20 protein-coding genes are annotated in these 22,702 nt (G+C 72.5%); 14 read left to right on the forward strand and 6 right to left on the reverse strand.

The features are described 5' to 3' along the window. Positions 1–36: 36 nt before the first annotated feature. The gene (locus AB0C36_RS36045) at positions 37–462 is read right to left on the reverse strand and encodes a rhodanese-like domain-containing protein (RefSeq protein ID WP_358362694.1); all 426 of its coding nucleotides are present in this window, start codon (positions 460–462) and stop codon (positions 37–39) included. A 20-nt stretch (positions 463–482) separates the two neighbouring features. Then, positions 483–1,049: a cysteine dioxygenase gene (locus tag AB0C36_RS36050; RefSeq protein WP_358362667.1), complete on the reverse strand. Its 567-nt coding sequence runs from the start codon at positions 1,047–1,049 to the stop codon at positions 483–485. Positions 1,050–1,987: 938 nt separating this feature from the next. Between AB0C36_RS36050 and AB0C36_RS36055 the strand changes: the two genes are divergently transcribed. The 3 genes from AB0C36_RS36055 (at position 1,988) to AB0C36_RS36065 (ending at position 7,966) form a co-directional block, all read left to right on the forward strand. Next, on the forward strand, positions 1,988–2,263 hold the full coding sequence (locus AB0C36_RS36055; RefSeq protein WP_358362669.1) for a WhiB family transcriptional regulator: 276 nt from the start codon (positions 1,988–1,990) through the stop codon (positions 2,261–2,263). Positions 2,264–2,516: 253 nt separating this feature from the next. Beyond that, a complete protein-coding gene (locus tag AB0C36_RS36060) occupies positions 2,517–6,500 on the forward strand; it encodes a glycosyltransferase (RefSeq protein WP_358362671.1) in 3,984 nt (1,327 codons plus the stop codon). Next, complete coding sequence (locus tag AB0C36_RS36065; protein ID WP_358362672.1) at positions 6,497–7,966, forward strand: DUF5719 family protein; 1,470 nt, start codon at positions 6,497–6,499, stop codon at positions 7,964–7,966. The genes AB0C36_RS36060 and AB0C36_RS36065 overlap by 4 nt, the downstream gene beginning before the upstream one ends. Positions 7,967–8,131: 165 nt before the next feature. Here AB0C36_RS36065 and AB0C36_RS36070 read toward each other — a convergent pair whose 3' ends face one another. After that, a complete protein-coding gene (locus AB0C36_RS36070; protein ID WP_358362695.1) occupies positions 8,132–8,497 on the reverse strand; it encodes a metallopeptidase family protein in 366 nt (121 codons plus the stop codon). Between the two features lie 246 nt (positions 8,498–8,743). On the opposite strand from AB0C36_RS36070, the gene AB0C36_RS36075 reads away from it, so the two are divergent. From AB0C36_RS36075 to AB0C36_RS36110, 8 genes are all read left to right on the forward strand, one after another. Further along, complete coding sequence (locus AB0C36_RS36075) at positions 8,744–9,118, forward strand: DUF3499 domain-containing protein (RefSeq protein WP_358362674.1); 375 nt, start codon at positions 8,744–8,746, stop codon at positions 9,116–9,118. A 248-nt stretch (positions 9,119–9,366) separates the two neighbouring features. Beyond that, positions 9,367–10,713: a phosphomannomutase/phosphoglucomutase gene (locus AB0C36_RS36080; RefSeq protein WP_358362676.1), complete on the forward strand. Its 1,347-nt coding sequence runs from the start codon at positions 9,367–9,369 to the stop codon at positions 10,711–10,713. Positions 10,714–10,974: 261 nt separating this feature from the next. After that, complete coding sequence (locus AB0C36_RS36085; RefSeq protein ID WP_358362678.1) at positions 10,975–11,172, forward strand: Trm112 family protein; 198 nt, start codon at positions 10,975–10,977, stop codon at positions 11,170–11,172. Next, positions 11,169–12,332 carry an SIS domain-containing protein gene (locus tag AB0C36_RS36090; RefSeq protein ID WP_358362680.1) on the forward strand — a complete coding sequence of 388 codons (1,164 nt, stop codon included), beginning with the start codon at positions 11,169–11,171 and terminating at the stop codon, positions 12,330–12,332. Before AB0C36_RS36085 ends, AB0C36_RS36090 begins: the two co-directional genes overlap by 4 nt. Positions 12,333–12,334: 2 nt before the next feature. Beyond that, positions 12,335–13,546, forward strand: a complete 1,212-nt coding sequence (gene manA, locus AB0C36_RS36095) for a mannose-6-phosphate isomerase, class I (RefSeq protein WP_358362682.1) — start codon at positions 12,335–12,337, stop codon at positions 13,544–13,546. A 228-nt stretch (positions 13,547–13,774) separates the two neighbouring features. Then, positions 13,775–14,701 (forward strand): cation diffusion facilitator family transporter, encoded by a 927-nt coding sequence (locus AB0C36_RS36100; RefSeq protein WP_358362684.1) that lies wholly within the window; start codon positions 13,775–13,777, stop codon positions 14,699–14,701. Positions 14,702–14,908: 207 nt separating this feature from the next. Next, on the forward strand, positions 14,909–16,348 hold the full coding sequence (gene ahcY / locus AB0C36_RS36105; protein WP_358362686.1) for an adenosylhomocysteinase: 1,440 nt from the start codon (positions 14,909–14,911) through the stop codon (positions 16,346–16,348). 465 nt (positions 16,349–16,813) lie between these two features. Continuing rightward, positions 16,814–17,590 carry an HNH endonuclease family protein gene (locus AB0C36_RS36110; RefSeq protein ID WP_358362687.1) on the forward strand — a complete coding sequence of 259 codons (777 nt, stop codon included), beginning with the start codon at positions 16,814–16,816 and terminating at the stop codon, positions 17,588–17,590. Positions 17,591–17,714: 124 nt separating this feature from the next. Here the strand turns inward: AB0C36_RS36110 and AB0C36_RS36115 are convergent, their stop codons facing one another. Continuing rightward, positions 17,715–18,335 (reverse strand): hypothetical protein, encoded by a 621-nt coding sequence (locus tag AB0C36_RS36115; RefSeq protein WP_358362688.1) that lies wholly within the window; start codon positions 18,333–18,335, stop codon positions 17,715–17,717. Positions 18,336–18,516: 181 nt separating this feature from the next. On the opposite strand from AB0C36_RS36115, the gene AB0C36_RS36120 reads away from it, so the two are divergent. Further along, entirely contained in the window at positions 18,517–19,314 is a 798-nt protein-coding gene (locus tag AB0C36_RS36120) for a hypothetical protein (RefSeq protein WP_358362689.1), read from the forward strand. 163 nt (positions 19,315–19,477) lie between these two features. Continuing rightward, positions 19,478–20,140 (forward strand): NADPH-dependent FMN reductase, encoded by a 663-nt coding sequence (locus AB0C36_RS36125; protein ID WP_358362690.1) that lies wholly within the window; start codon positions 19,478–19,480, stop codon positions 20,138–20,140. Between the two features lie 48 nt (positions 20,141–20,188). On the opposite strand, the gene AB0C36_RS36130 is transcribed toward AB0C36_RS36125, so the two are convergent. Then, positions 20,189–21,094 (reverse strand): RDD family protein, encoded by a 906-nt coding sequence (locus AB0C36_RS36130; protein ID WP_358362691.1) that lies wholly within the window; start codon positions 21,092–21,094, stop codon positions 20,189–20,191. A 92-nt stretch (positions 21,095–21,186) separates the two neighbouring features. On the opposite strand from AB0C36_RS36130, the gene AB0C36_RS36135 reads away from it, so the two are divergent. After that, positions 21,187–22,194 (forward strand): stage II sporulation protein M, encoded by a 1,008-nt coding sequence (locus AB0C36_RS36135; RefSeq protein WP_358362692.1) that lies wholly within the window; start codon positions 21,187–21,189, stop codon positions 22,192–22,194. A 248-nt stretch (positions 22,195–22,442) separates the two neighbouring features. Here the strand turns inward: AB0C36_RS36135 and AB0C36_RS36140 are convergent. Next, positions 22,443–22,702, reverse strand: a 260-nt coding sequence (locus tag AB0C36_RS36140; RefSeq protein ID WP_358362693.1) for a hypothetical protein, incomplete at its 5' end; no start/stop codon positions are given.

Raw genomic sequence — 22,702 nt, forward strand, 5'->3', positions numbered from 1 at the left:
GGCGGTACGCGCGTACCGCCGCCGCACCGGCCGCGATCACTCCTCGACGGGCAGCCCCTCGGCCCGCCAGGCCTGGAAGCCGCCGATCATGTCGGTCGCGCGCACGAGCCCGAGGTCCAGCAGCGACGCCGCCGCCAGGCTCGACGCGTAGCCCTCGTCGCACAGCACGATGACGCGGGCGTCGAACCCGGTCGCCTCCGGCAGGCGCGCGTCGCCCTCCGGGTCGAAGCGCCACTCCAGGTGGTTGCGCTCGACGACCAGGGCGCCGGGGATGACGCCGTCGGCGGCGCGCTGCCCGGCGTTGCGGGTGTCGACGAGCACCGCGCCGCGCGCGGCCTCCTCGAACGCCTCGCGCGCGGTGACGCGCGTGTAACGCGAACGGGCCGAGGCGAGCAGGGAGTCCACTCGCGTCGGCCGGGGCTGCGGTGCGTCGGGATGCGGCTGAGGTGTGTCGGGATGCACCGGAGGTGTGGGAGAAGAGGTCACCAGTGTTCCCCTGAACGCTCGACGCGAAGTTGCGGCAGCGGCTCGCTGCCGGGACGGGACAGGACATCGTGGTCCGCCTCGAACATCGTCATGGCGGTGAGGCGCGGGGCGTACACGTGCACGCTCACGGCCGGCTCGGTGCCGACGTTGGTGACCTCGTGGACGTAGGTCGGGCCGAACACCCGGGTGGCGCCGGGGGTGAGCACCCGCTCGCGGGCGCCGGCGCGGCGCAGCGGGGTGACGACGAGCGAGCGTTCGTGCAGCTCGCCGGCGACGACGGTGAACACGCCGGACGAGCCGCCGTGGTCGTGCAGGCCGGTGCCCTGCCCGGGCAGCCAGCTCAGCAGCCAGACCTCGTGGTCGTCGGCGGCGTGCAGCAGCCGGTACCAGCGCGAGACCGGGTCGTACTCGACGGTGTCGAGGGCGGCCGCGACCTCGGCGGCGTAGCGGGTCGCGAGGCCGGAGAGCCGGGCGACGGACGGACGGGTGACGGGCGCCGGCGGAACGGCGAGGCGGGCGGGTGCGGCGAGCGGGTCGCCGGCGACCGTGATGTCACTGGACATGCGCGGGAAGTCCTCGGGAGCGGTGGCGCGGCGGGGGAGGCCGCCGCGCGGGTCGGACTGGATCCGTGGTCCCGTACCGCCGGACCGCACGCCCTGTGCCGGGGCGTCGAGGGACCGGGGGCGGGAACCGGCAGGCGGCCGAGGCGCCGGCGGGAGTCCGGCGGCCGGACGCGGGTGGCGTCGCGGGCCGCGGAAGATCACCGCGGGTTCGAACCGGAGGGATGTCCCGGACGTACCTGGTCCTGGGCACCGCCTGCGCGGCGAGGGCGAAGCGAAAAGGCCGCCCTCAGCTCATACAGAAGGTGCGACAACACAGCGCAGCGGCGATCCGACGGAGGTCGGCGCGGCGACTCCGGAGCGGCATGCGGTGTGCGGACATGACCAAAAGGACACCCGCAACACGGGTGGTCTGTCAACTCGGGGTGCGCCGGGTGGGTGAGGACAACCGGTCGTCTTCGCCGATTCGGGTGACGTTAGGGAGGCGGCAGTATTGCGAGGGTTGAAAAAGAGGGTGGTGGGGGAGTGATTTCCTGACATGTCGCCTGGCTGGTCTGCCGGCGCGGTTGTCCGCTGTGACGTCGGTCATTCCGGTGAGATTTTCCCCCGAAGCGGGGAACCCTGATGAGCGCGCGACGCGTAGGTCCATTACGAGTCGGCATCGGACGGGTTGGTCCGGAGGACGTCGACGAGACCGGAGCAATGCATGGGGTAGCGCATGAGGCGTTGTCGCAACAAACGCGGGTTGATTGATATGTCCGTGTTTGGTGGAATACGTCCAACCCGCGGGCTGGTGTGGTCCCGGGGGGTGAATCCGGGCTCCAATAGCAGAGCTCGGCTTGACGGGACAGTAACGACGCGCTTGTAATTTCACACATGCTGTGACCATTGCTGGTCACAGATAAATAACGGGGACGTAAAAAGGGTCGAGGAGGCACGCGATGGGCGAGCTCTTGCAGCTGCTGGTCGAGGACGGCGTGATGGAGGGAGAGGAGGAGGAACTCACCTGGCAGGAGCGGGCGCTCTGCGCGCAGACGGATCCCGAGTCCTTCTTTCCGGAAAAGGGGGGTTCGACCCGTGAGGCCAAGAAGGTCTGCTTCTCCTGCGAGGTCCGCGACGAATGCCTTGAGTACGCCCTCGCCAACGACGAGCGGTTCGGCATCTGGGGCGGCCTGTCGGAGCGCGAGCGCCGCCGCCTGAAGAAGCGCGCGGTCTGACGCCCCGTCCGGCAACGCGTCCGACGACACGTCCGACGCGGCACCGAGCCGTGGCCTGACGAGCAGTCAGGTTGCCTGGCCGGCAAACGCCGTACAACACATCGCACCGTCCCGCCCGGGAACCTGCCGATCCCGGGCCGGCATCACGGACCGACCCGGCGCCGTGGCCGCGGTCGCGTAGTGTGGGGCCGTCCAGCCGGGTGCTGGATGATCTCCGCCGTCGCTCCCGAGCCTCCCGGGGTCCTCAACCCTGATGCCACTTTTCACGCAACAGTCGGCCTATGCGCACGCGCCGGCGTACCCGAGACATGTCGTCACCGCGATCCTCGTCGCCCACGACGGCGCACGTTGGCTGCCCGGCACCCTGACCGGACTCCTCGGTCAGGAACGCCCCGTGCAGCGCGTCGTCGCCGTCGACACCGGCAGCACCGACGCCACCCCCCGGCTCCTCGAGGACGCCCTCGGGCCCACCTCGGTGATCCGCACCGACCGCACCGCGACCTTCGGCGCCGCGGTCGCCGACGCCGTCCGCACCGTGCCGGTCGCCGACGCCGCCTCGCTCCCTTATGCCGTCGACGGATACGTCGCCGCCACCGACCCCTACGGCCCCGACTCGTTCGGGCGTCCGGACGAGTCCTACCCCGGCGGCCGGTCCGGCGAACTCGTCGAGTGGCTGTGGCTCCTGCACGACGACAGCGAGCCCGCGCCCGACGCGCTGCACCTGCTGCTCCGCGCCGCCGACGAACTCCCCTCCGCGGGCGTGCTCGGCCCCAAGGTGCGCAGCTGGTACGACCGGCGCCGCCTCCTCGAGGTCGGCACCACCATCGCCCGCAGCGGGCGGCGCTGGACCGGCCTGGAGCGCCGCGAGCAGGACCAGGGGCAGCACGACGCGGTCCGCGGCGTGCTCGCGGTCGGCAGCGCCGGGCTCCTGGTACGCCGCGATGTATGGGAGCAATTGGGGGGATTCGACCCCCGGTTGCCCTTCGGCCGCGACGACACCGACTTCTGCTGGCGTACCAACGCCGCCGGCCACCGCGTCGTGGTCGTCCCCGAAGCCGTCGTCCTGCACGCCGAAGCGGCCACCCGCGAACGGCGGCCCATCGACTGCGCGGCCGACCACCCGCACCGGGTCGACCGCGCGGGCGCCGTGTACACGCTGCTCGCCAACTCCCCCGGCAAGACGCTCCCGCTGACCTGGCTCCGGCTGTTCTTCGGCACCATCGTCCGCGTCCTCGGCTACCTCGTCGGCAAGCTGCCGCGCATGGCGCTCGACGAGTTCATCGGGGTCTACTCGGTCCTCCTGCGCCCGTACCGCTTCATCTCGGGCCGCCGTGCCCGCGCGCGGACACGTGTCGTCGACGACGCCGACTTCCGCGACCTGTTCCCCCCGCGCGGGGCAAGCGTGCGGCACGCGTTCGACGCGCTGGTCGGCAGCATCAGCCGCCGCGTCGAACCGGAGGGCGCCCGCGCCCGCAACAGCGTGCTGGAGAGCGGGCCCACCTCCGAGGACACCGACGACCTCGAAGTCGAGAACTTCGCCCGGCTGCGCGCCGTCGTGCAGCGGCCCGGCGTCGCACTCGCGGTCCTGCTCCTGCTCGTCACGCTGGCCGCCGCACGCGACATCCTCACCGGCGGGCGACTCCTGGGCGGCGCGCTGCTGCCCGTGCCCGACACCGCCGGCGACCTCATCTCGCGGTTCACCGAGACCTGGCACGGCGTCGGACTCGGCGGCGACAGCGCCGCGCCGCCGTACCTCGCAATCGTCGGCGCGCTCGGCGTCGTGCTCTTCGGCAGCGCCGGAACCGCCGTCAGCGTCCTGCTGATCGGCAGCGTCCCGCTCGCCGGCATCACCGCGTACCTCAGCGCCCGCAAGCTCGTGGCAAGCAGTCTGGTGCGCGCCTGGGGTGCCGCGGTGTACGCGCTCCTCCCCGTCGCCACGGGTGCCGTCGCCCAGGGCCGCATCGGCACCGCCGTCGTCCTGATCGTCGCGCCGATCGTCGCGCGCGGCGCCGTCCAGGTCGCCGGCCTCGGCGGGCTCAACGCGTCGTGGCGTGCCGCCTGGGGCACCGGCCTCGCGCTGGCCGTCGCGGTCGCCTTCGTCCCGCTCAGCTGGGTCATCGCCGTCGTGCTGGCGGTCGCGGCGCTGCCCGCCGCGTACTTCGCCGGGACCCTCGGCAAGGGGCTCGTCGCCCGCGTGCTCATCATGCTGGCGGTGCCCATCGCGCTGCTCGTGCCGTGGTCGCTCGAACTCCTGAGCGGCGACCGGCTCCTGCTCGAACCGGGCCTCGCCCCCGAAGGCCTGTCCGAGCGCGGCGCACACCCGGTCGGCCTCATGCTGCTCGACCCGGGCGGCCCCGGCACCATCACCATGTTCGTGGGAATCGGCCTGCTCCTCGCGGCGCTCGCCGCACTGCTGCGCGACTCGCGGCGCCGTGCCGTGCTGACCGCGTGGGCCGTCGCCGCGATCGGACTGGTCGTCGCGATCGTCGTCAGCCGCATCGAGGTCACCGCGCCCGCGGACGGCAGCGCCGTCGCCGCATGGCCCGGGGTCGCCACCATCGTCGTCGGACTCGGATACGTCGCCGCCGCCATGGTCGGCGCCGAGGACGCCCGCGCCCGCGTCACCGCCATCAGCTTCGGCTGGCGCCAGCCGGCCGCGGTGGTCGTCGCCGTCATCGCCGCCGTCACACCGCTCGCCGCGGCGGGCGCGTGGCTCTGGCAGGGCGCGTCCGGGCCGCTGGACCGGCAGGGCGGGCCGTACCTCCCGGCCTTCATCGCGTCCGACAACACCAACTCCGACCGGGCCCGCACGCTGGTCCTGCGCACCGACCCGGCGGGCGCGGTCACCGCCACACTCGTGCGCGGCAGCGGCATCTACCTCGGCGACGCCGACGTCGCCCCCGAGCCCGACGACCACAAGGCCCTCGACGAGTACGTCGCGGCCTTCCTGTCCGGGACCGGCAGCGCCGACGCACACGGGCTGGCCGCCTTCGCTATCCGCTACATCCTCGTGCAGCCCTCCTCCGACCCGGCCGTCATCACCCGTCTCGACGGCACACCGGGCCTGCTGCGCAAGTCCGCGGAGAACGGCACCACGTTGTGGCGGGTCGAGGGTGTCACCGCCCGGGTCAGCATCACGCAGCCCGACGGCACGTCCGTGCCGGTCGCCTCCGGTCCCGACGACGTCGCGACCAGGATCGACCCCGGTCCCGAGGGCCGCATCCTCAACCTGGCCGAACGCCCCGACGCGGGATGGCGCGCCACCCTCGACGGACGCCCGCTCAAGTCCGCCCCCGCGGCGGCCCGCGGCGACGGAACCTGGGGCCAGGCCTTCCAACTCCCGGCCTCCGGCGGCCGACTGGCCGTCACGTACGAAGGCGGCAGCCGCAACGTGTGGCTGATCGCCCAGGGCGTGCTGCTCCTCGTCGTCGTGGTCCTCGCGCTGCCCGCCCGGCGGCGCGGCACCGACGACGACCTGCCGGAGACCGGCACGGGCCGCCGGGCCGCCGGCATCCCCGCCCAGGGCGGCGGCGAGGCCGGAGTGTCCGAGGTGTCCGCGACGCTGCCCGGCGGCGGACGCCGGGCGCGCCGCGTCCGGGCGGCCGCCGAGGCGGAGGGCACGGGGGCCCCCGATCCCACGCCGACCGGCACCGACACCGGTTCGCTGTTCGTGCCGGCCTCCCCGGGGACGGCGACGGCCACCGAGCCCGAGCCCGCCGCGGCACCCGACGACGACTGGGACCTCGCCCGCTACGCGCGCGGCTTCCAGCCCCGCGAGGGCATCCCCGGCGACGGCGGCGGCGGTTACCCCGAGGACGCGGTGCCGCAGCAGGGCGGCTACGCCGGTCCCGGCGCCGACCACGACACGGGCTCCTACGGCTACGAGCAGCCCGCGTACGCCCCCGGCTACGAGCAGTCCGGCTACCCGCAGCAGGGCTACCAGGACGGCGGCTACGACCAGTCCGGCTACGAGCAGTCCGGCTACGGCCAGGGCGCCTACCCGCAACAGGCGTACGACCCCTCCGGTGCGCCGCAGGCCTACCCCGACCCCGGCCGCGAGCCGGGCGGTTACGGCCCGGACGGCTACGGCGCGGAGGGCTACGGGCAGGCCGGCTACGGTCCGCCGTACGACCCGAACACGCCGCCCCCGTACCCGGCTTCGCCGCCGGACCAGGCACCCGGTGACGACGACCCGTGGCCGCCGCAGCAGCCGCCCCGACCCGGAGGCACCCGGTGAAGCGCACGACCCTCTCCCTGGCCGCCGCCGTCGCCGTCCTCGCGGTGATCGTCGGCCTCGCGACGCTCACGCGCCCGTCGTCGAGCCGAGCCGCCGACGCGACCCCGCCGAAGCAGGTCCCGGTCGAACGCGCCGAGGCGGTCTGCCCGCAGGTGCGCACGCTGGACGGGGCGTCGACGCTCTACACCGCCTACAGCCCCGGCAACGGCTCCGCGACGGGCGGCGCGGCCAAGCTTGCCAACCTCGGCGACAAGGCCGAGCGCGGCAAGCTCGACACCCCCGGCCGCCCGGGCTCGGTCGCCATCGACGGCAAGGAGGTGCCCGCGGTCGGCTGGGGCACCGACGGCGCCTTCGCGCCCGGCTTCTCGGCGCAGGCGACCACGCGCCTCGGCAACGGCGCGGGCCGCGGCCTGGCCGGGGTGCAGTGCCAAGCCCCGGGCACCGACCAGTGGTTCGTCGGCACGTCGACCGCCGACAACCGCGAGGCGTACCTCTACCTCAGCAACAGCACCAACGTCGCGGCGCAGGTCGACGTCGAGTTGTACGGACCCGACGGGCCGATCGCCGCCGAGGGTGTGCGCGGCCTCACGTTCACCCCGGGCGAGTCGCAGAACATCATGCTCAAGCCCCTCGCGCCGAATGTCCCGGTCGTCGCGGTGCACGTGCTGGCCCGCTCCGGCCGTATTGCCGCCGCCGTACGCGACCAGCAGGGCATCGCCGGCAACGACTGGCTCCCGCAAGCCGCGGGCAGCGGAAGGTCGTTCGTGGTGCCGGGCCTGCCCGAGGACGCCACCAACGTGCGCCTGACGCTGTTCGGCGCGAGCGACACCGACACCGACGTGAGCATCGAAGTCGTAGGCAAGGCCAGCACCTTCAAGCCCGCCGGCTTCGAGAGCGCGCTCGTCAAGCGCGGCAAGGTGACCGAGGTCGACCTCGGCGACATCACCAAGGGCGAGGCCTCGGCGCTGCGGCTGACCGCCGCGCGTGCGGACGTGCTCGTGGGCGTACGCGTGACCCGCGGCACCGGCGACACGACCGACGTGGCGTACCTGGCGGCGACCCCCGAACTGTCCGGCCGCGCCGTGATGGCCGACAACCGGGCGGGCGGAACGCTGGGCACCGTCGTGTACCTGACGGCGCCTCAGGGAGCCGCGAAGGTCAAGCTCACCTCCACGGCGGGCGCCGAGCCGGCCACCGCCGAGGTCGACATCCCGGCGGGCACCACCGTCGGCGTCCCGGCGCCGGTCCCCGCGGGGGCGGCCCAGTTCGCGCTGACCATCGAGCCGGCGGCCGGCTCCGGGCCGGTCCACGCCGCCCGCATGGTGGCCGAACAGATGGACAAGGTCCCGATGTTCACGGTCCAGGGCGCGACGGCCGCGCGTGACACGGTCGCACTGCCCACCGTGTCCGGCGACATGTCGATCATGGTGCCGGAGGAGAAGCCGGAGTCCCCGAAGAAGAAGTAGAACGCGACCGGTTCGGCCGTACGGGGGGCGGCCGACCGGGTCCGCCGCCGGCGGGCCGTCACTCGGAGCAGGTCGGCCGAGCACGTGGGCCGGGGGGTCAGGCCGTCGGGGGCCAGGCCGCCCGGGGGCAGGCTGCCGAGGACGGGCCGCGGGCCGCGGCGTCCGTCACTCGTCCGGGTCGACGGTGTCCGGGTCCAGGCCCAGCAGGTCCGCGACCTGCTCGACCAGGATGTCGTGCACCAGCATCTCCAGCTCGCTGCGGCTCTCGGCACGCAGTTCGAGCGGGCGCCGGTACAGGATGATCATGGCGGTCTCGTCGCCCGTCGCGGGCACCATGCGCCCCAGCGCGACCGGTTCGTCCGCGAGCAGCTCCGTCTCGGCCTCGGGCACGTCCAAGACCGCGAAACGCACCCGCTCGAGCTCGGGCCAGCGCTTGGTCAGCCGCTCCACCGAGTCGGACGCCAGGTCGTCGAACTTCTCCGCGCGCGTGAGCGCGATCGGCACCGGCCGCGGCGCCAACGGGCCGCGCATCCCCCGGCCGTGCCGGTCGCGGCGGCGCCGCCTCGGCGCGCGGTCGTTGCGGGACGGGCCCGCGGAGTGCTCACTGTGCACGCTTTCGAGCATAGGGGCTCGCCGTCGAACGCCGCTGCGGCCCGCCGGTACGGCCCCGGCGCGTCCCCGGAACGCCCCCGCAACCGGCCCTTGTCGGCGACACGTGGGCCTGACGTGGGGCGTATGTGACCCGCGGGTGCCCGCGGTGCGGTACCGTCCATCACCGTGAGCCCTGTACGTCGCTGTTCGCGGACTGCATGCGGTCGCCCTGCGGTCGCGACGCTGACGTACGTCTACGCGGACTCCACGGCGGTCCTCGGCCCCCTCGCGACGTACGCGGAACCGCACTGCTACGACCTGTGCGCCGAGCACTCCGAGCGCCTCACCGCGCCGCGCGGCTGGGAGGTCGTACGCCTGGCCCCGGACCCCGCCGCCGGCAAGCCCACCACCGACGACCTCGAAGCGCTGGCCAACGCCGTGCGCGAGGCCGCCCGCCCGCCGCAGCAGCAGCCCACCGTGCCGGAACCGGCCGACCGCGGCGGTCACTCCGACGCCGGACGCCGCGGCCACCTGCGCGTGCTGCGCTCACCCGACTCCTGAGCGCGCATGCCGCCGCTGATACCCCGGCCGCGCACAACGCGCTTAACGCCCCCTGCGCACTCTGAACGCGTCACGTCCTCGCAGGGCTGACGGCCGGTCAGGTTCGGTGGGGAGGCGTGCGGCGATAGGGTTTTCCCGGTCCCCGCGCCACAACCGGGGACCGACGAGCCGAGCCGGGCCTGGACGGCCCTCCCGAGGGGCCTGGACGGCCCTCCCAAGGAACAAGCGGACAACGAAGCGGAGCCCCGGTGCGCGACCTCTCCCAGATCGTGAAGGCGTACGACGTGCGGGGCGTGGTCCCCGACCAGTGGGACGCGGACACCGCCCGCGCACTGGGCGCCGCATTCGCGAGGGTCACCGGCGCCACGGCGATCGTCGTGGGCCGCGACATGCGCCCCAGTTCGCCCGGCCTGTCCCGGGCCTTCGCCGAAGGCGCCGCGAGCCAGGGCGCCGACGTCACCGAGATCGGCCTCGCGTCCACCGACGAGCTGTACTACGCGAGCGGCAGCCTCGACCTGCCCGGCGCGATGTTCACCGCGAGCCACAACCCCGCGCAGTACAACGGCATCAAGATGTGCCGCGCCGGGGCCTCGCCGGTCGGCCAGGACACCGGGCTCGCGGAGATCCGCGCGCTGGTCGAGGAGGGCGTCCCGGCGTTCGACGGCAAGCAGGGCGTCATCAAGCAGCAGGACGTTCTGCCCGGCTACGCCGCGTACCTGCGCTCCCTCGTGGACCTCACCGCGATCCGGCCGCTCAAGGTCGTGGTGGACGCCGGCAACGGCATGGGCGGCCACACCGTCCCCGCGGTCCTGGAGGGCCTGCCGCTCGACGTCGTCCCGATGTACTTCGAGCTGGACGGCACCTTCCCGAACCACGAGGCGAACCCGCTCGACCCGAAGAACCTGGTCGATCTCCAGGCGAAGGTCCGCGAGACCGGCGCCGACCTCGGCCTGGCGTTCGACGGCGACGCCGACCGCTGCTTCGTCGTCGACGAGAAGGGCGACCCCGTCTCGCCGTCCGCGATCACCGCCCTCGTCGCGGTGCGCGAGCTGGAGAAGCACCCGGGCGCCACGGTCATCCACAACCTGATCACCTCGTCGGCGGTCCCCGAGATCGTCCGCGAGCACGGCGGTACGCCCGTGTGCACGCGCGTCGGCCACTCGTTCATCAAGCAGGAGATGGCCGTGACCGACGCCGTCTTCGGCGGCGAGCACTCCGCGCACTACTACTTCCGGGACTTCTGGCGCGCCGACACCGGCATGCTCGCCGCGATGCACGTCCTGGCGGCGCTCGGCGGCCAGGACGGCACGCTGTCGGCCCTCGTCGCCGACTACGACCGCTACGTGCAGTCGGGCGAGATCAACAGCGAGGTCGCGGACCAGGCGGCGGCGGCCGAGAAGGTGCGCGCCGCGTACGCCGGGCAGCCCGGCATCGTGGTCGACGACATGGACGGCATGACCATCGGCGGCGACGACTGGTGGTTCAACCTGCGCCCGTCCAACACCGAGCCGCTGCTGCGCCTGAACGTCGAGGCCAAGGACGCCACCACCATGGCCGCCCTGCGCGACGCGGTCCTGGCGCTGATCCGGGGTTGATCCGGGGGTGACCCCGGGCTGCCGCCGGGGCGGATCGGCCGCCGGGCCGGACGCCGTCGGTGCGACCCGGCGGCGGCGACCCTCGGCACCGCCGGATTCCCTCACCCGCCCGGCCCGGCCCTGCCCCGCTTCCGGGCGCTTTCCGTGCCGCGTATCGGATCATGGAACCTGTCAGTAGGGTGTCTCGTTGACCCTCCGGTCACCGCACCACCCCCGGCTCACCGCCGGACCTCCGCCCAGCCGTCCCCGTGGGAGAAAGCCTTGAAGCTCGACAACCCGCTCCTGGCGGTCTTCGCGTGCCCGGTGTGCCACGCTCCGCTGCGCGCCGACGCCGACGCGGGCGAGCTGGTCTGCACGTCGCAGACCTGCGGTCTGGCCTACCCCGTCCGCGACGACATCCCCGTGCTGCTCGCCGACGAGGCGCGCCGCCCCGGCGGCTCCGGCAACGGCTCGGCATGATCCCCGTCGACGAGGCCCTGCTCGACGACGCCGACGGACTCGGCCGCGCCGACACCGGGCAGTCGCTCCTCACGCTCGCGGGTGCCGGGGCCCAGGTACGCCGCGCCTCGTGGGCGGTGGCCGAGTCCGGCCTGCGCGCCGGGGGCGGCGACCGACCCCGGACCATCGCCGTCGCGGTCCCGCCGAACTGCGGCCCGGCCGTCGCGGCGCTGATCGCCCTCACCGGCTCCACCGCGGCGGTCCCCGTCGTGGCGGTCACCGGCGGAATACTGCCGGGCTGGCTCGGCCCGCTCGACCTGCTGGTTCTCGGCGGGCCGACGGGCGGTGAACGCGACCTCCTCGCGCTGGCCGAGCAGGCGTACCGGCGCGGCTGCGGTATCGCCGCCGTCGCCCCCGAGGGTTCCGCCGTGGACGCGGCCGCCGAGCAGTCGCGCGGGCTGCGGCTGCGCGTGTTCGCACCGGCCGTGGGCGGTCCCGACAAGGTCGCCGCCCGCGACGCGTTCTGGCCGCTGCTGAGCGGGCTGCTGGCGATCTGCCAGTCGTTCGGGGTGGGGACGTACGGCCCCGGCGAGGCGTTCGACGCGCTCGCCGACCGGCTCGACGCGGTCGGGCTGCGCTGCCGCCCGACGGCCGGAACGTACGAGAACCCCGCCAAGGCCCTCGCCCTCGACCTCGCCGGGACCATCCCCGTGGTGTGGGGCACCGGCCCCGTCGCGGGAGTGGCCGCCGGACGCGTCGCCGCGTCCCTGACCTCGGTCGCCGGACTCCCCGCGCTGTCCGGCACGCTGCCCGAGGCGGCCGCCGGATCCGGGAACCTCTTCGACGGCTCGCTCGGTCGCGCGTCGGGCGACTCCGACGATTTCTTCCGCGACCGGATCGAAGAGCCCGAACCGCTGCGCCTGCGGCCGGTGCTGCTCGTCGACGCCGACACCGCCCCGGTCCGCCGCCAGGTCGAGGCGGTCCGTCGCATCACCGGTGAACTCGGCCTGCCGTTCAACGAGATCACCGCCGAGGGTCCCAACGCCCTCGCGCAGTTCGGCGAGTTCGTCGCACTCGGCGACTTCGCCGCCACCTACCTCGCGCTGACGACCGGTCACGACACCGGGTCCGAGGGCTGCTTCGACGTGTTCGCGCCGGGGGACGGGGACGGGACCCGATAGCAATGGACCGCCTCGTCAACCGGGTCCGGAACTCCACGTGGGGCTCCACGACCGCGATCCCCGAACTGCTCGGCGTGCCGCCGACCGGCGAACCGCAGGCAGAACTGTGGATGGGCGCCCACCCCGGCGATCCGTCGCGCGTGGACCGGCGCGACGGGCTCGGCGCGCGGTCGCTCGCCGACGTCATCGCGGCCGACCCCGCGCGCGAACTGGGCGCCGCGACGGCGGAACGCTTCGGGCCGAGGCTGCCGTTCCTGCTCAAGGTGTTGGCCGCGGAGGCGCCGCTGTCGCTCCAGGTGCATCCCAACCCGGCGCAGGCCGCCGCGGGGTTCGCCGAGGAACAGGCGCGCGGCGTACCGCTGGACGCCCCGTTCCGCAATTACTGCGACGCCAGCCACAAGCCGGAACTCGCCTGCGCGCTCGGTGACTTGGAGGCCCTGTGCGGCTTCCGCGAGGTGGCCGAGACGGTCAAGCTGCTCGACCTGCTCGCGGTACCCGAGCTCCAGCCGTGCATCGACGCGCTGCGCAAGGAGTCGGAGACCGAGGGGCTGCGCATAGCCACGACGTACGCCCTGACTCTGCCGGACCGCCGCCGCGCCATCGTGGTGGGCGAAGTCGCCGCCGCCTGTCTGCGGGTGGCCGAGACCCCCTCGCCGTTCGCGGACGCCTGCGCCGCGGTCGCCGACCTCGCCCGCCGGCACCCGGCCGACCCGGGAGTGGTCGCGGCCCTGCTGCTCAACCACGTGCGGCTGACCGAGGGCCAGGCGGTGTACTTCGCGGCGGGGTTGCCGCATTCGTACCTGCGTGGCGTCTTCGTGGAGATCCTCGCGAACTCCGACAACGTGCTGCGCTGCGGGCTCACCGACAAGCACATCGACATCGCCGAGCTGCTGCGCGTACTGGAGTTCCGCGCCGGTCCGGTGGACGTCCTCGACCCGGTCGAGGGCGACGACGGCGAGCAGGTCTACCCGACGCACGTGCCGGACTTCCGCCTGTCGCGCTACGAACTCGACGGCGCCTCCCGGCACATGCTGCACTCCGCGGCACCGCAGATCCTGCTGTGCACCGGCGGCGCCGCGACCGTGACGGACGCGCGCGGCGACGAACTCGAACTGCTGCGGGGGCAGTCCGTGTACGTACCGGCCGACGACCCCGAGCTGCTGCTCCGCGGTGCCGGCACGGTGTTCCGCGCCACCGTCCCCGGCCAGGGATGAACGGCGTTCCCCACCCGCGTTCCCGACCGCGTCCCGACCGCGTTTCCCGCCGCGCTTTCGACCGCGTGCCGACCGGGGTCCGGATCGACACGTCTCGGCGATGTCCGCCGCGGGCCCTCCCGCGATGACAGAATGACCGCCGCGGAATGGCAAAGCTGGATTAAGGGCCAGGGAAAGTCCGACCATCGGCAAGACATGACGGCAAGACCTCACATAGGGCGGTAGTGCATGAGTGCGGGTGGCGGTACCAAGGCTGTCGTCGCGGCGTTGTTCGCGAACCTCGGCATCGCGGTCGCGAAGTTCGTGGCCTTCGCGTTCACCCGCTCGTCGTCGATGCTCGCCGAGGGCGTGCACTCGCTCGCCGACTCCGGCAACCAGGTGCTGCTGCTCGTCGGCGGCAAGCGCGCGCAGCGCGAGGCGACGCCCGAGCACCCCTTCGGCTTCGGCCGCGAGCGCTACATCTACGGCTTCCTCGTCTCGATCGTGCTGTTCTCGGTCGGTGGCATGTTCGCCATCTACGAGGGCTACGAGAAGATCGCCCACCCGCACGAGCTGAAGAGCTGGTACTGGGCGGTCGGCGTCCTGGTGTTCGCGATCATCCTGGAGTCGTTCTCCTTCCGCACCGCGATCCAGGAGTCCAACTCGGTACGCGGCAAGCTGTCGTGGGTGCAGTTCGTACGCCGCGCCAAGTCGCCCGAACTGCCGATCGTGCTGCTGGAGGACCTCGGCGCCCTCGTCGGCCTGTTCCTCGCGCTGGGCGGCGTCGGACTCACCGTCATCACCGACGAGCCCGTCTGGGACGGCATCGGCACCCTGTGCATCGGCATCCTGCTCGTGGTCATCGCGGTCGTCCTCGCGCTGGAGACCCGCAGCCTGCTCCTCGGCGAGGCCGCCGACCTCGACACCATCCGCGCGATCGAGAAGGCGATGGTCGACGGCGACGACGTCGAGAGCATCATCCACATGCGCACGCTGCACCTCGGTCCCGAAGAGCTGCTGGTCGCCGCGAAGATCGCGGTCAACGCCCGGGACACCGCGGCCGAGGTCGCGTCGGCGATCAACGGCGCCGAGGAGCGCATCCGTACGGCGGTCCCCATCGCGCGCGTCATCTACCTGGAGCCGGACATCTACCACGCGCCCGAGCCCACCTCCTGAAAGTGCTAACGTCGTTTGCAGCAAGGCGCACACAGTCGCTGCGGACGGCAGTCAGAACCGGTCCGCCCCGGCACAGTCCCGGGCGTACGGCATGAGGGCAGAGGGCTCCCGACTGGATCGCGTCGGAGTACGGCGGGTGCGGTTGCGCCTGCCTGTCGACGACGTGTCCCCGGACCCCGTACCGACTCTCATCTGAGGAACGCCCTTATGGCTTTCACCGACTTCAAGGTCGCCGACCTCTCCCTCGCGCCGTTCGGCCGCAAGGAGATCCAGCTCGCCGAGCACGAGATGCCCGGCCTGATGTCGCTCCGCAAGGAGTACGCCGCGGCGCAGCCGCTGGCCGGCGCCCGCGTCATGGGCTCGCTGCACATGACCGTGCAGACCGCCGTGCTCATCGAGACCCTGGTCGCCCTCGGCGCCGAGGTCCGCTGGGTCTCCTGCAACATCTTCTCCACCCAGGACCATGCCGCCGCCGCGATCGCGGTCGGCCCGAACGGCACGGTCGACGACCCCCAGGGTGTCCCGGTGTTCGCCTGGAAGGGCGAGACGCTGGAGGAGTACTGGTGGTGCACCGAGCAGGCGCTCAACTGGCCGGGCCACGAGGGTCCGAACATGATCCTCGACGACGGCGGTGACGCCACCCTGCTGGTGCACAAGGGCGTCGAGTTCGAGAAGGCCGGCGCGGTGCCCGCGACCGCCGCCGACGACTCGGAGGAGTACGCGGTCATCCTCGACCTGCTGCGCCGCAACCTCGCCGAGAACCCCGGCAAGTGGACCGCGATGGCCCCGCACATCAAGGGCGTCACCGAGGAGACCACGACCGGCGTGCACCGCCTGTACGAGATGTTCGCGGCCGGCTCGCTGCTCTTCCCGGCGATCAACGTCAACGACTCGGTCACCAAGTCGAAGTTCGACAACAAGTACGGCTGCCGCCACTCGCTGATCGACGGCATCAACCGCGCCACCGACGTCCTCATCGGCGGCAAGGTCGCGGTCGTCTGCGGCTACGGCGACGTCGGCAAGGGCTGCGCGGAGTCGTTGCGCGGCCAGGGCGCGCGTGTCATCGTCACCGAGATCGACCCCATCTGCGCGCTGCAGGCCGCGATGGACGGATACCAGGTCGCGACGCTCGAAGACGTCGTCGAGACCGCCGACATCTTCATCACCACCACTGGCAACAAGGACATCATCCTCGCGTCGCACATGGCGAAGATGAAGCACCAGGCCATCGTGGGCAACATCGGCCACTTCGACAACGAGATCGACATGGCCGGGCTCGCGAAGACCCCGGGCATCGTGAAGGACGAGGTCAAGCCGCAGGTCCACACCTGGACCTACCCCGACGGCAAGGTCCTCATCGTGCTGTCGGAAGGCCGCCTGCTCAACCTGGGCAACGCGACCGGCCACCCGAGCTTCGTGATGTCCAACAGCTTCGCGAACCAGACGATCGCGCAGATCGAGCTGTTCACGAAGACGTCGGAGTACCCGGTGGGCGTGTACGTGCTGCCGAAGCACCTCGACGAGAAGGTGGCGCGCCTGCACCTGGACGCGCTCGGGGTGAAGCTGACGAAGCTGACCGAGCAGCAGGCCGCGTACATCGGTGTTCCGGTGGAGGGGCCGTACAAGGCGGAGCACTACCGCTACTGATGTGACGCCCGATCCGGGGTGACCCGGGGCAGGGTGTTCGGGACGTGGAGTGGGCGTGTCCTCGCGGAGGACACGCCCACTCGCCGCATTTCCGGGCGAATCGGTCAAATCCGGCGGGTTTCTGGCTAGGGTTGACTCGCTCGGGTTCCACTTGCTTGCGGAAGGCGTGCCGGACGATGCGGTTCCGTACCTCGTGGCAGGCGTGCGCGGCGTTCGCCGAATGCCTCCAGCCGCTTCCGCTCACCGCCGACTGGGACACCGCGCCCCCGTGCGCGGCCGGTCCCCGCGGGGAACCGCCCCGGGAGGCCCCTCGTCCGCCGCGCCCGGTCGCGCCTCCCGAGCCGATCGCGACTGCGAAACCGGAACGCGGGTAGTCCGTCCGACAGGCACGTCGGCCGATCGCATGCGGCCGGCAGTTCGGGCGGCTTACGATCGGCGGTCTGCCGGCGAAGGGGACTCGGGGACATGGGCAGGGGATGGGGACGGCGTACCGCCGTGCTCGCCGCATCGGCGGCCATCGCACTCGCAGGATGCTCGAACCCCGGCGACACCGTAGGGCCCGGCGGTGCCGGTTCACCCGCGTCGGCCGAGGCGCCCGCCGGCCCGGCAGGCCCCGCGGCGCAGCCGCTGGACAACGGCGACGGGACCGCCCCGGGACTCGCTCCCGTGACGGCGGACGCCGACCGCGCCGAGGCCCGCACGTTGATCGACAAGGTGGGCACGGCCGGGCGCGGGCCGAAGACGGGCTACGAGCGCGAGATGTACGGACCGGCGTGGACGGACTCCGCCAACGGCGTACCGCTCGGCCGCAACGGCTGCGGCACCCGCGACGACATCCTCAAGCGCGACGGCACGGGCGTGCGGTTCAAGGCCGGTTCGACGTGCGTGGTCACCGCGATGTCGCTGGCCGACCCGTACACCGGCAAGGCCATCCCGTTCGACAAGAGCAAGGCGACGGCGGTGCAGATCGACCACGTCGTCGCCCTCAGCGCGAGCTGGCAGATGGGCGCCGCGCGTTGGCCCGAGGACAAGCGCGTGCAGTTCGCCAACGACCCGCTCAACCTGCTCGCCGTCGACGGGCCGACCAACAGCGGCAAGGGAGATGCGACGCCGGCTTCGTGGCTGCCGCCGAACAAGGACATAAGGTGCGCGTACGCCGTGCGCTACGCGCAGGTCTCCATCAAGTATGAACTGCCGGTCACGGACGCGGACAAGACCGCGATGGCGCAGCAGTGCGCGTAGGCCGGTTCGCCCGCGTTGTGGCAGCGCGCATGGACCGGCCTGCTCATGTCGCGGCAGTGCGCCTTGACCGTCTTGCCCATGTGGCAGCAGTGCGCCAGGGCCGGCTTGTCGGGGTCTCCCGCGGTCAGCCGAAGTTGGGCGGGCTCCACAACTCCTCCAACTCGACGCCGGGCGCGGCCAGGACGACGTCCCCGGCCAGATGGACCACACCCCGCACCCCCGTCGCCAGATCCGCCACCTCGTAGCGTGCCACCGGCAACGGCCCACTGGGAGTGGGGTGTTCCTCGATCCCGGTGAGGGCCCAGGCCTCCTCGCGCGGGTGCGGGGCGAGGACCGGGTCGGTGAACGCGGTGAGGCGTACGCGCACCGACTGCCCCGGAGCAAGTCCCAGCAGCCGCGCGGTCGCCACCAGGAAGGCCGGCGAACGCCCGGTGAATGCGGGCGTCTTCGCGTCGCCTTCGACCGCGGTGTCGACGAGCGAGGGATCCACGGCGGCACGCACCCACGCGACCGCCGCAGCGCCGTCCACGACGGTCGCGCCGCCGCGCACGCGCCAGTCGCCCGCGACCACTTCGGCCCGCACCGGCCGACCGCGCGCGTCCAGGGTGAGGTCGATCGAGCCGCGGCCGTCGGACGCTGTGGCGGTGTAGCGCCAGCCGGCGGGCCCGGGTGCGCAACTGAAGCGTTCGCCGCCGAGCGGGGTTCCGTCGGTCGGGTCATGGAAGGAGTAGACGCCGGAGGGCATGGTCAGGAGCCTATGCGGGGGAGGCGTCGCGACCGCACACTGCTCGGGGGCGTCCGGCCACCCCCAGCGCCGGTGCCTGACGCATGATCACGTACGCTGCCCGCCCCGGCTTCCGCCTCCCCGCCGAGGCAGTGCCGGCCGATGCCCCGCGACGGTCCGCCGCCAGAACCCGGGAGGCCTTGTGACGCACCGCAAGGTCGCGCACGAACAGGTTGCGCACGCCGAGGTGACACGAGGACAGGTGACGACGGGCCGGAGTGCGCGGCGCGGGACCGCGCATCCCGTGCGTGCCGCCGTCCCGGCCGTGCTGGCGATCGCCGCAATGGGGACGGCCTTGGTCGGCTGCGCGGACGCCCGAGTGGCGCGCCAGGTCGTGGACTCGGCCGCCGACCCCGCCGGTTCGCTGCGCGATGGGGAACTGCGGGACGTCGTGCTCGCCGGCGAGGACATACCCGGCGGCATGACCGGGCCTTCGGAGGCCACCGAGGCGGCGTTCGTGGACGCGCGCGACGACGACTGCGACCCGTTGGCGCGCCTGCTCTCCGGCGGGGTCGGCAGTGCGGACGTCGAGGGGTACACCGCGGCGTCGTGGGCGCTGCCCGGGTCGGCGGCGCGTACGACTGTGGTGATCGCGTCGTTCGTCGGGACCGGGGCCCAGCGGGTCGTCGACGAGGGCCTGCGGGCGCTCGACTGGTGCTACACCTTGGCCCGGCCCGCGGTGTCGTCCGACGACGGCTGGACCGAACACCAGCCGCAGTGTGTGCCGGTTCCGAAGGACGGTGACCTCAGCGTCGGCCTGCGGCTGGGCGCGTCGACCACGGGCCGTTCCGCTGAGGCGCCGACCGGATACGTCATCGTGCGAATCGACGACGTCCTGGCCGTGTTCGCCCAGTCCGACCCGGCCCGCGAGACGTCCGGCATGCCGAGCCCCGAAATCGTCTCGGCCCAGGTGGAACGCATAAGCGACGCGCTGCGCTGACGGCCGTAAGCCGCTGACTGACCGCCGTAACCGCTGGCCGCCGTACGCCGCGGTCCGCAATCAGGCAGGCGATGCGGGCACCCGAAGCCGACCGTAAGCCCTTCCGAAGCGTCCCCCGGCAATCTGGCCCCTGTCGCCACACTCGGCCAGAGGGAGCAAGCAGATGTCCGCAGAGGCAGTGCCGGTGTCCGGGGCGGCGTACTCGCCAAATGCGGCGCGGCAGATTCCGGGCGACGGCCTCACGGAGCCGCTGCGGCTCGCGGTCATCGTCGGCGGTGCGCGCGACGGGACATCGGGGCCGGTCGTCGCCGAGTGGTTCGCCTCCCGGGCGCGCAAGCGCGCCGACCTGGACGTCGACGTCCTGGACCTCGCACAGGCATGGCTGCCGGACCAGCCGCACGATCGTGCCGCGGTGCCCGGCGCGGTACGCGACCTGGGCCACTGGCTCGCCGCGGCCGACGCCTTCGTCCTGGTCACACCCGAGTACAACCACAGTTTCCCGGGCGCGATGAAGACGGCGATCGACTGGTTCTGCGACGAATGGCAGGCCAAGCCCGTGGGGTTCGTGGCGTACGGCGGTTCCGCATGCGGCCTGCGCGCGGTGGACCAACTGCGGCTCGTCTTCGCCGACCTCCATGCCGTCACGCTCGCCGACACGGTCGGATTCCCCGACGTCGACAACTGCGCGCTGCACGAGGGACACCACGAGGCGGCCGAGGCATTGCTCGACCGGCTCACTTGGTGGGGAGAGGCGCTCCGCGTGGCCCGCGCGCGGCAGCCGTACGACATGCCGTGCCCGGCGAAAGGCGACCCTGACGAACACTGAACCGCCGACACGCGCGGGGCCACGGAAGGGGACGCGCGGGTCCGACCGTCAGGCGGGCGGCTTGAAGCCGGTCGGCGCCACCGGAGCCGGCGGCGCTTCGTCGCCCTGCGGCTCGGCAGGCACGGCGGGCAGGGCGGGCACGGCGGCCTGCGTCGGGGGAGTCGCGGGGACACCCCAATTCGCCTGCGGAGGAGCCGCCGTGCCCACCGCCGGCTGGACCCGCTCGTACGCCCGGCGCTGCCGCTCGGCCAATACCGCGGCCAGGAACCCGGCCGGGTGCACCCCGCTCGGCGGCGCCACCCCGATGCGAACCGCGACCTCGCCGGCGAGCCGCGTGCCGAGCGCGGCGGCGACCGACGGGTCGAGCTGCGCGATGCGTCCCAAATACTGCCGGGCCTGGAGGGCCAGGTCGTCGGTCAGCCGCGACAGGTCCAGTCCCGAGGCCCACGCTGCCGCCGCAGGGTGCATGGCGACCGGGACTTGCCGCGCGCCGGGCGTGCGCTCCAGGACGACGAACGTGCCCGCCGCCTGATCGCCGAGGCGCTTGCCGCGCGTCGACGCGAGCGAGGAGATGACGGCGCCGCAGCCGCCGGTCGTCCAGAAGTCCGCGAACACGCCGACGAGCCCGCGTACCAGAGCGTGCCGGAACCGCACCGGGCCGCCGTCGTCCCTGACGACCCGCAGCCCCATGGCCATCTTCCCGGGGGAGCGCCCGCGCGTCGCCGTCTCCCAGCCGACCGGCCAGCCGAGCACGAAGATCACCAGAAAGGCGAGCCCGACGGCCATGCCGAGCGCGGGGTCGACATTGATCAGCAGACTGCCCAGCCCCCAGGCGAACACGAGCAGGCAGACGGCCTGCAGCAGCAGGTCGAGGCCGAACGCCAGCGCCCGGCTGGCAAGCCTGGCCGGCCGCAGGTCAAGCGCGACGGCTTCGCCGGTGACCAGGTCGCTCACGTGGCGCTCCTCTTGGATCGGCCCGATGCATAGATACTGCTTCTCATACTTCCGATGGTCACCTCACACCCACGTCTTGGAGGATGGCCCGCATGGACGTGGATGTCTTCGTCTCGGTGCACCGTGACGAATGGGACCGGCTCGACAAGCTCGCGCGCCGCCGCGGGCGGCTGAGCGGTGCCGAGGTGGACGAGCTGGTGACGCTCTACCGGCGTACGGCCACCCATCTCTCCCTCGTGCAGTCGGCCGCACCGGACCCCGTGCTGGTCGGTCACCTGTCCTCCCTGGTGGCGCGCGGGCGCTCCGCGGTCACGGCCCCGCGCGGTACGGGATGGCGCGACGCGCTCCTCTTCCTCACCGCACGATTCCCCGCCGCGGTGTACCGCAGCCGTCGGTGGTGGGTGGCCACCGCACTTGTGTTCGTCGTGGTCTCGACGCTCATCGGGGCGTGGGTCGCCTCCGACGAGTCGGTCCAGTCGTCCATCGCGGCCCCCGAACAGATCCGCGAACTCACGCGCCCCGGCGGCGAGTTCGAGTCCTACTACGAAAGCGCACCGGCCTCGTCCTTCGCCGCGCAGGTGACGACGAACAACGCCTGGGTCGCGGCGGGCAGCTTGTCCCTGGGCGTGCTCTTCGGGCTGCCGGTCCTGTTCATCCTCTTCACGAACGCGGCAAACGTCGGCGCCTCGGGCGGGCTGATGGCCGACGCGGACCGCCTCGACATCTTCCTGGGCCTGATCATGCCGCACGGGCTCCTGGAACTGACCGCGGTCTTCGTGGCCGCCGGCACGGGGTTGCGCCTGGGCTGGACAGTCATCGACCCGGGACCCCGTACGCGCGGGCGCGCGCTGGCCGAGGAGGGCCGGATCGCGATCGGGATGGCCATCGGACTGGCCCTGGTCCTGGTCGTGTCCGGTGTCATCGAGGCGTACGTGACCCCCTCCGGCCTGCCGACCTGGGCGCGGATCGGCATCGGGGTCGCGGCGGAGGCGGCGTTCCTCGCGTACGTCTTCATCCTCGGTCGGCGCGCCGTTGCCGCCGGCGAGACCGGAGATATGGCATCCTCGGATGTCGCGGACGAGCTTCCCGCGGTCGGCTGATCGAGTGACCTTGACACAGCAGGCCGGGGGCGCGTAAGTTCGAAGGGTTGTCGCAACACTGGCAAGTCGCGCGGCAACCTGGTAGCATCTACCGGGTCGAGCGGGCGGTCCCGTTCCTGTCGAGTCTTCGATGGAACTGGATCCAGAATCCGCCACAGCAGCAGCAATCCGATCTCACGATAGTTCTCGTGGTCTGCCACGACGTCTGCCGTGCTTTCTTTTGCGTGCCCTGTCGGCGTATTCGAAAATTACTCGCACGACACGGGTTTGGCAGCGGGGAAATCGGCTGCTAAGCTCGAAGAGCCGAAAGGGAAAAGCCCGCGAGGGTCGATTCCGAAGGCAAAGCGGAAAGCGAAACAGACCGGAAACGGTGTGCTAAGCTGGAAGCGCGGAAAGAAAAGCAAGAACAAAGAAACACCGAAGAGCGTAACGCCCGGAGAGACCGGTGAAAGGGTCTCGAAGGAAGCGTCCGTTCCTTGAGAACTCAACAGCGTGCCAAAAGTCAACG

Origin of the sequence: Streptodolium elevatio, from assembly GCF_040649515.1 — a bacterium.
GTDB classification, from domain to species: domain Bacteria; phylum Actinomycetota; class Actinomycetes; order Streptomycetales; family Streptomycetaceae; genus Yinghuangia; species Yinghuangia elevatio.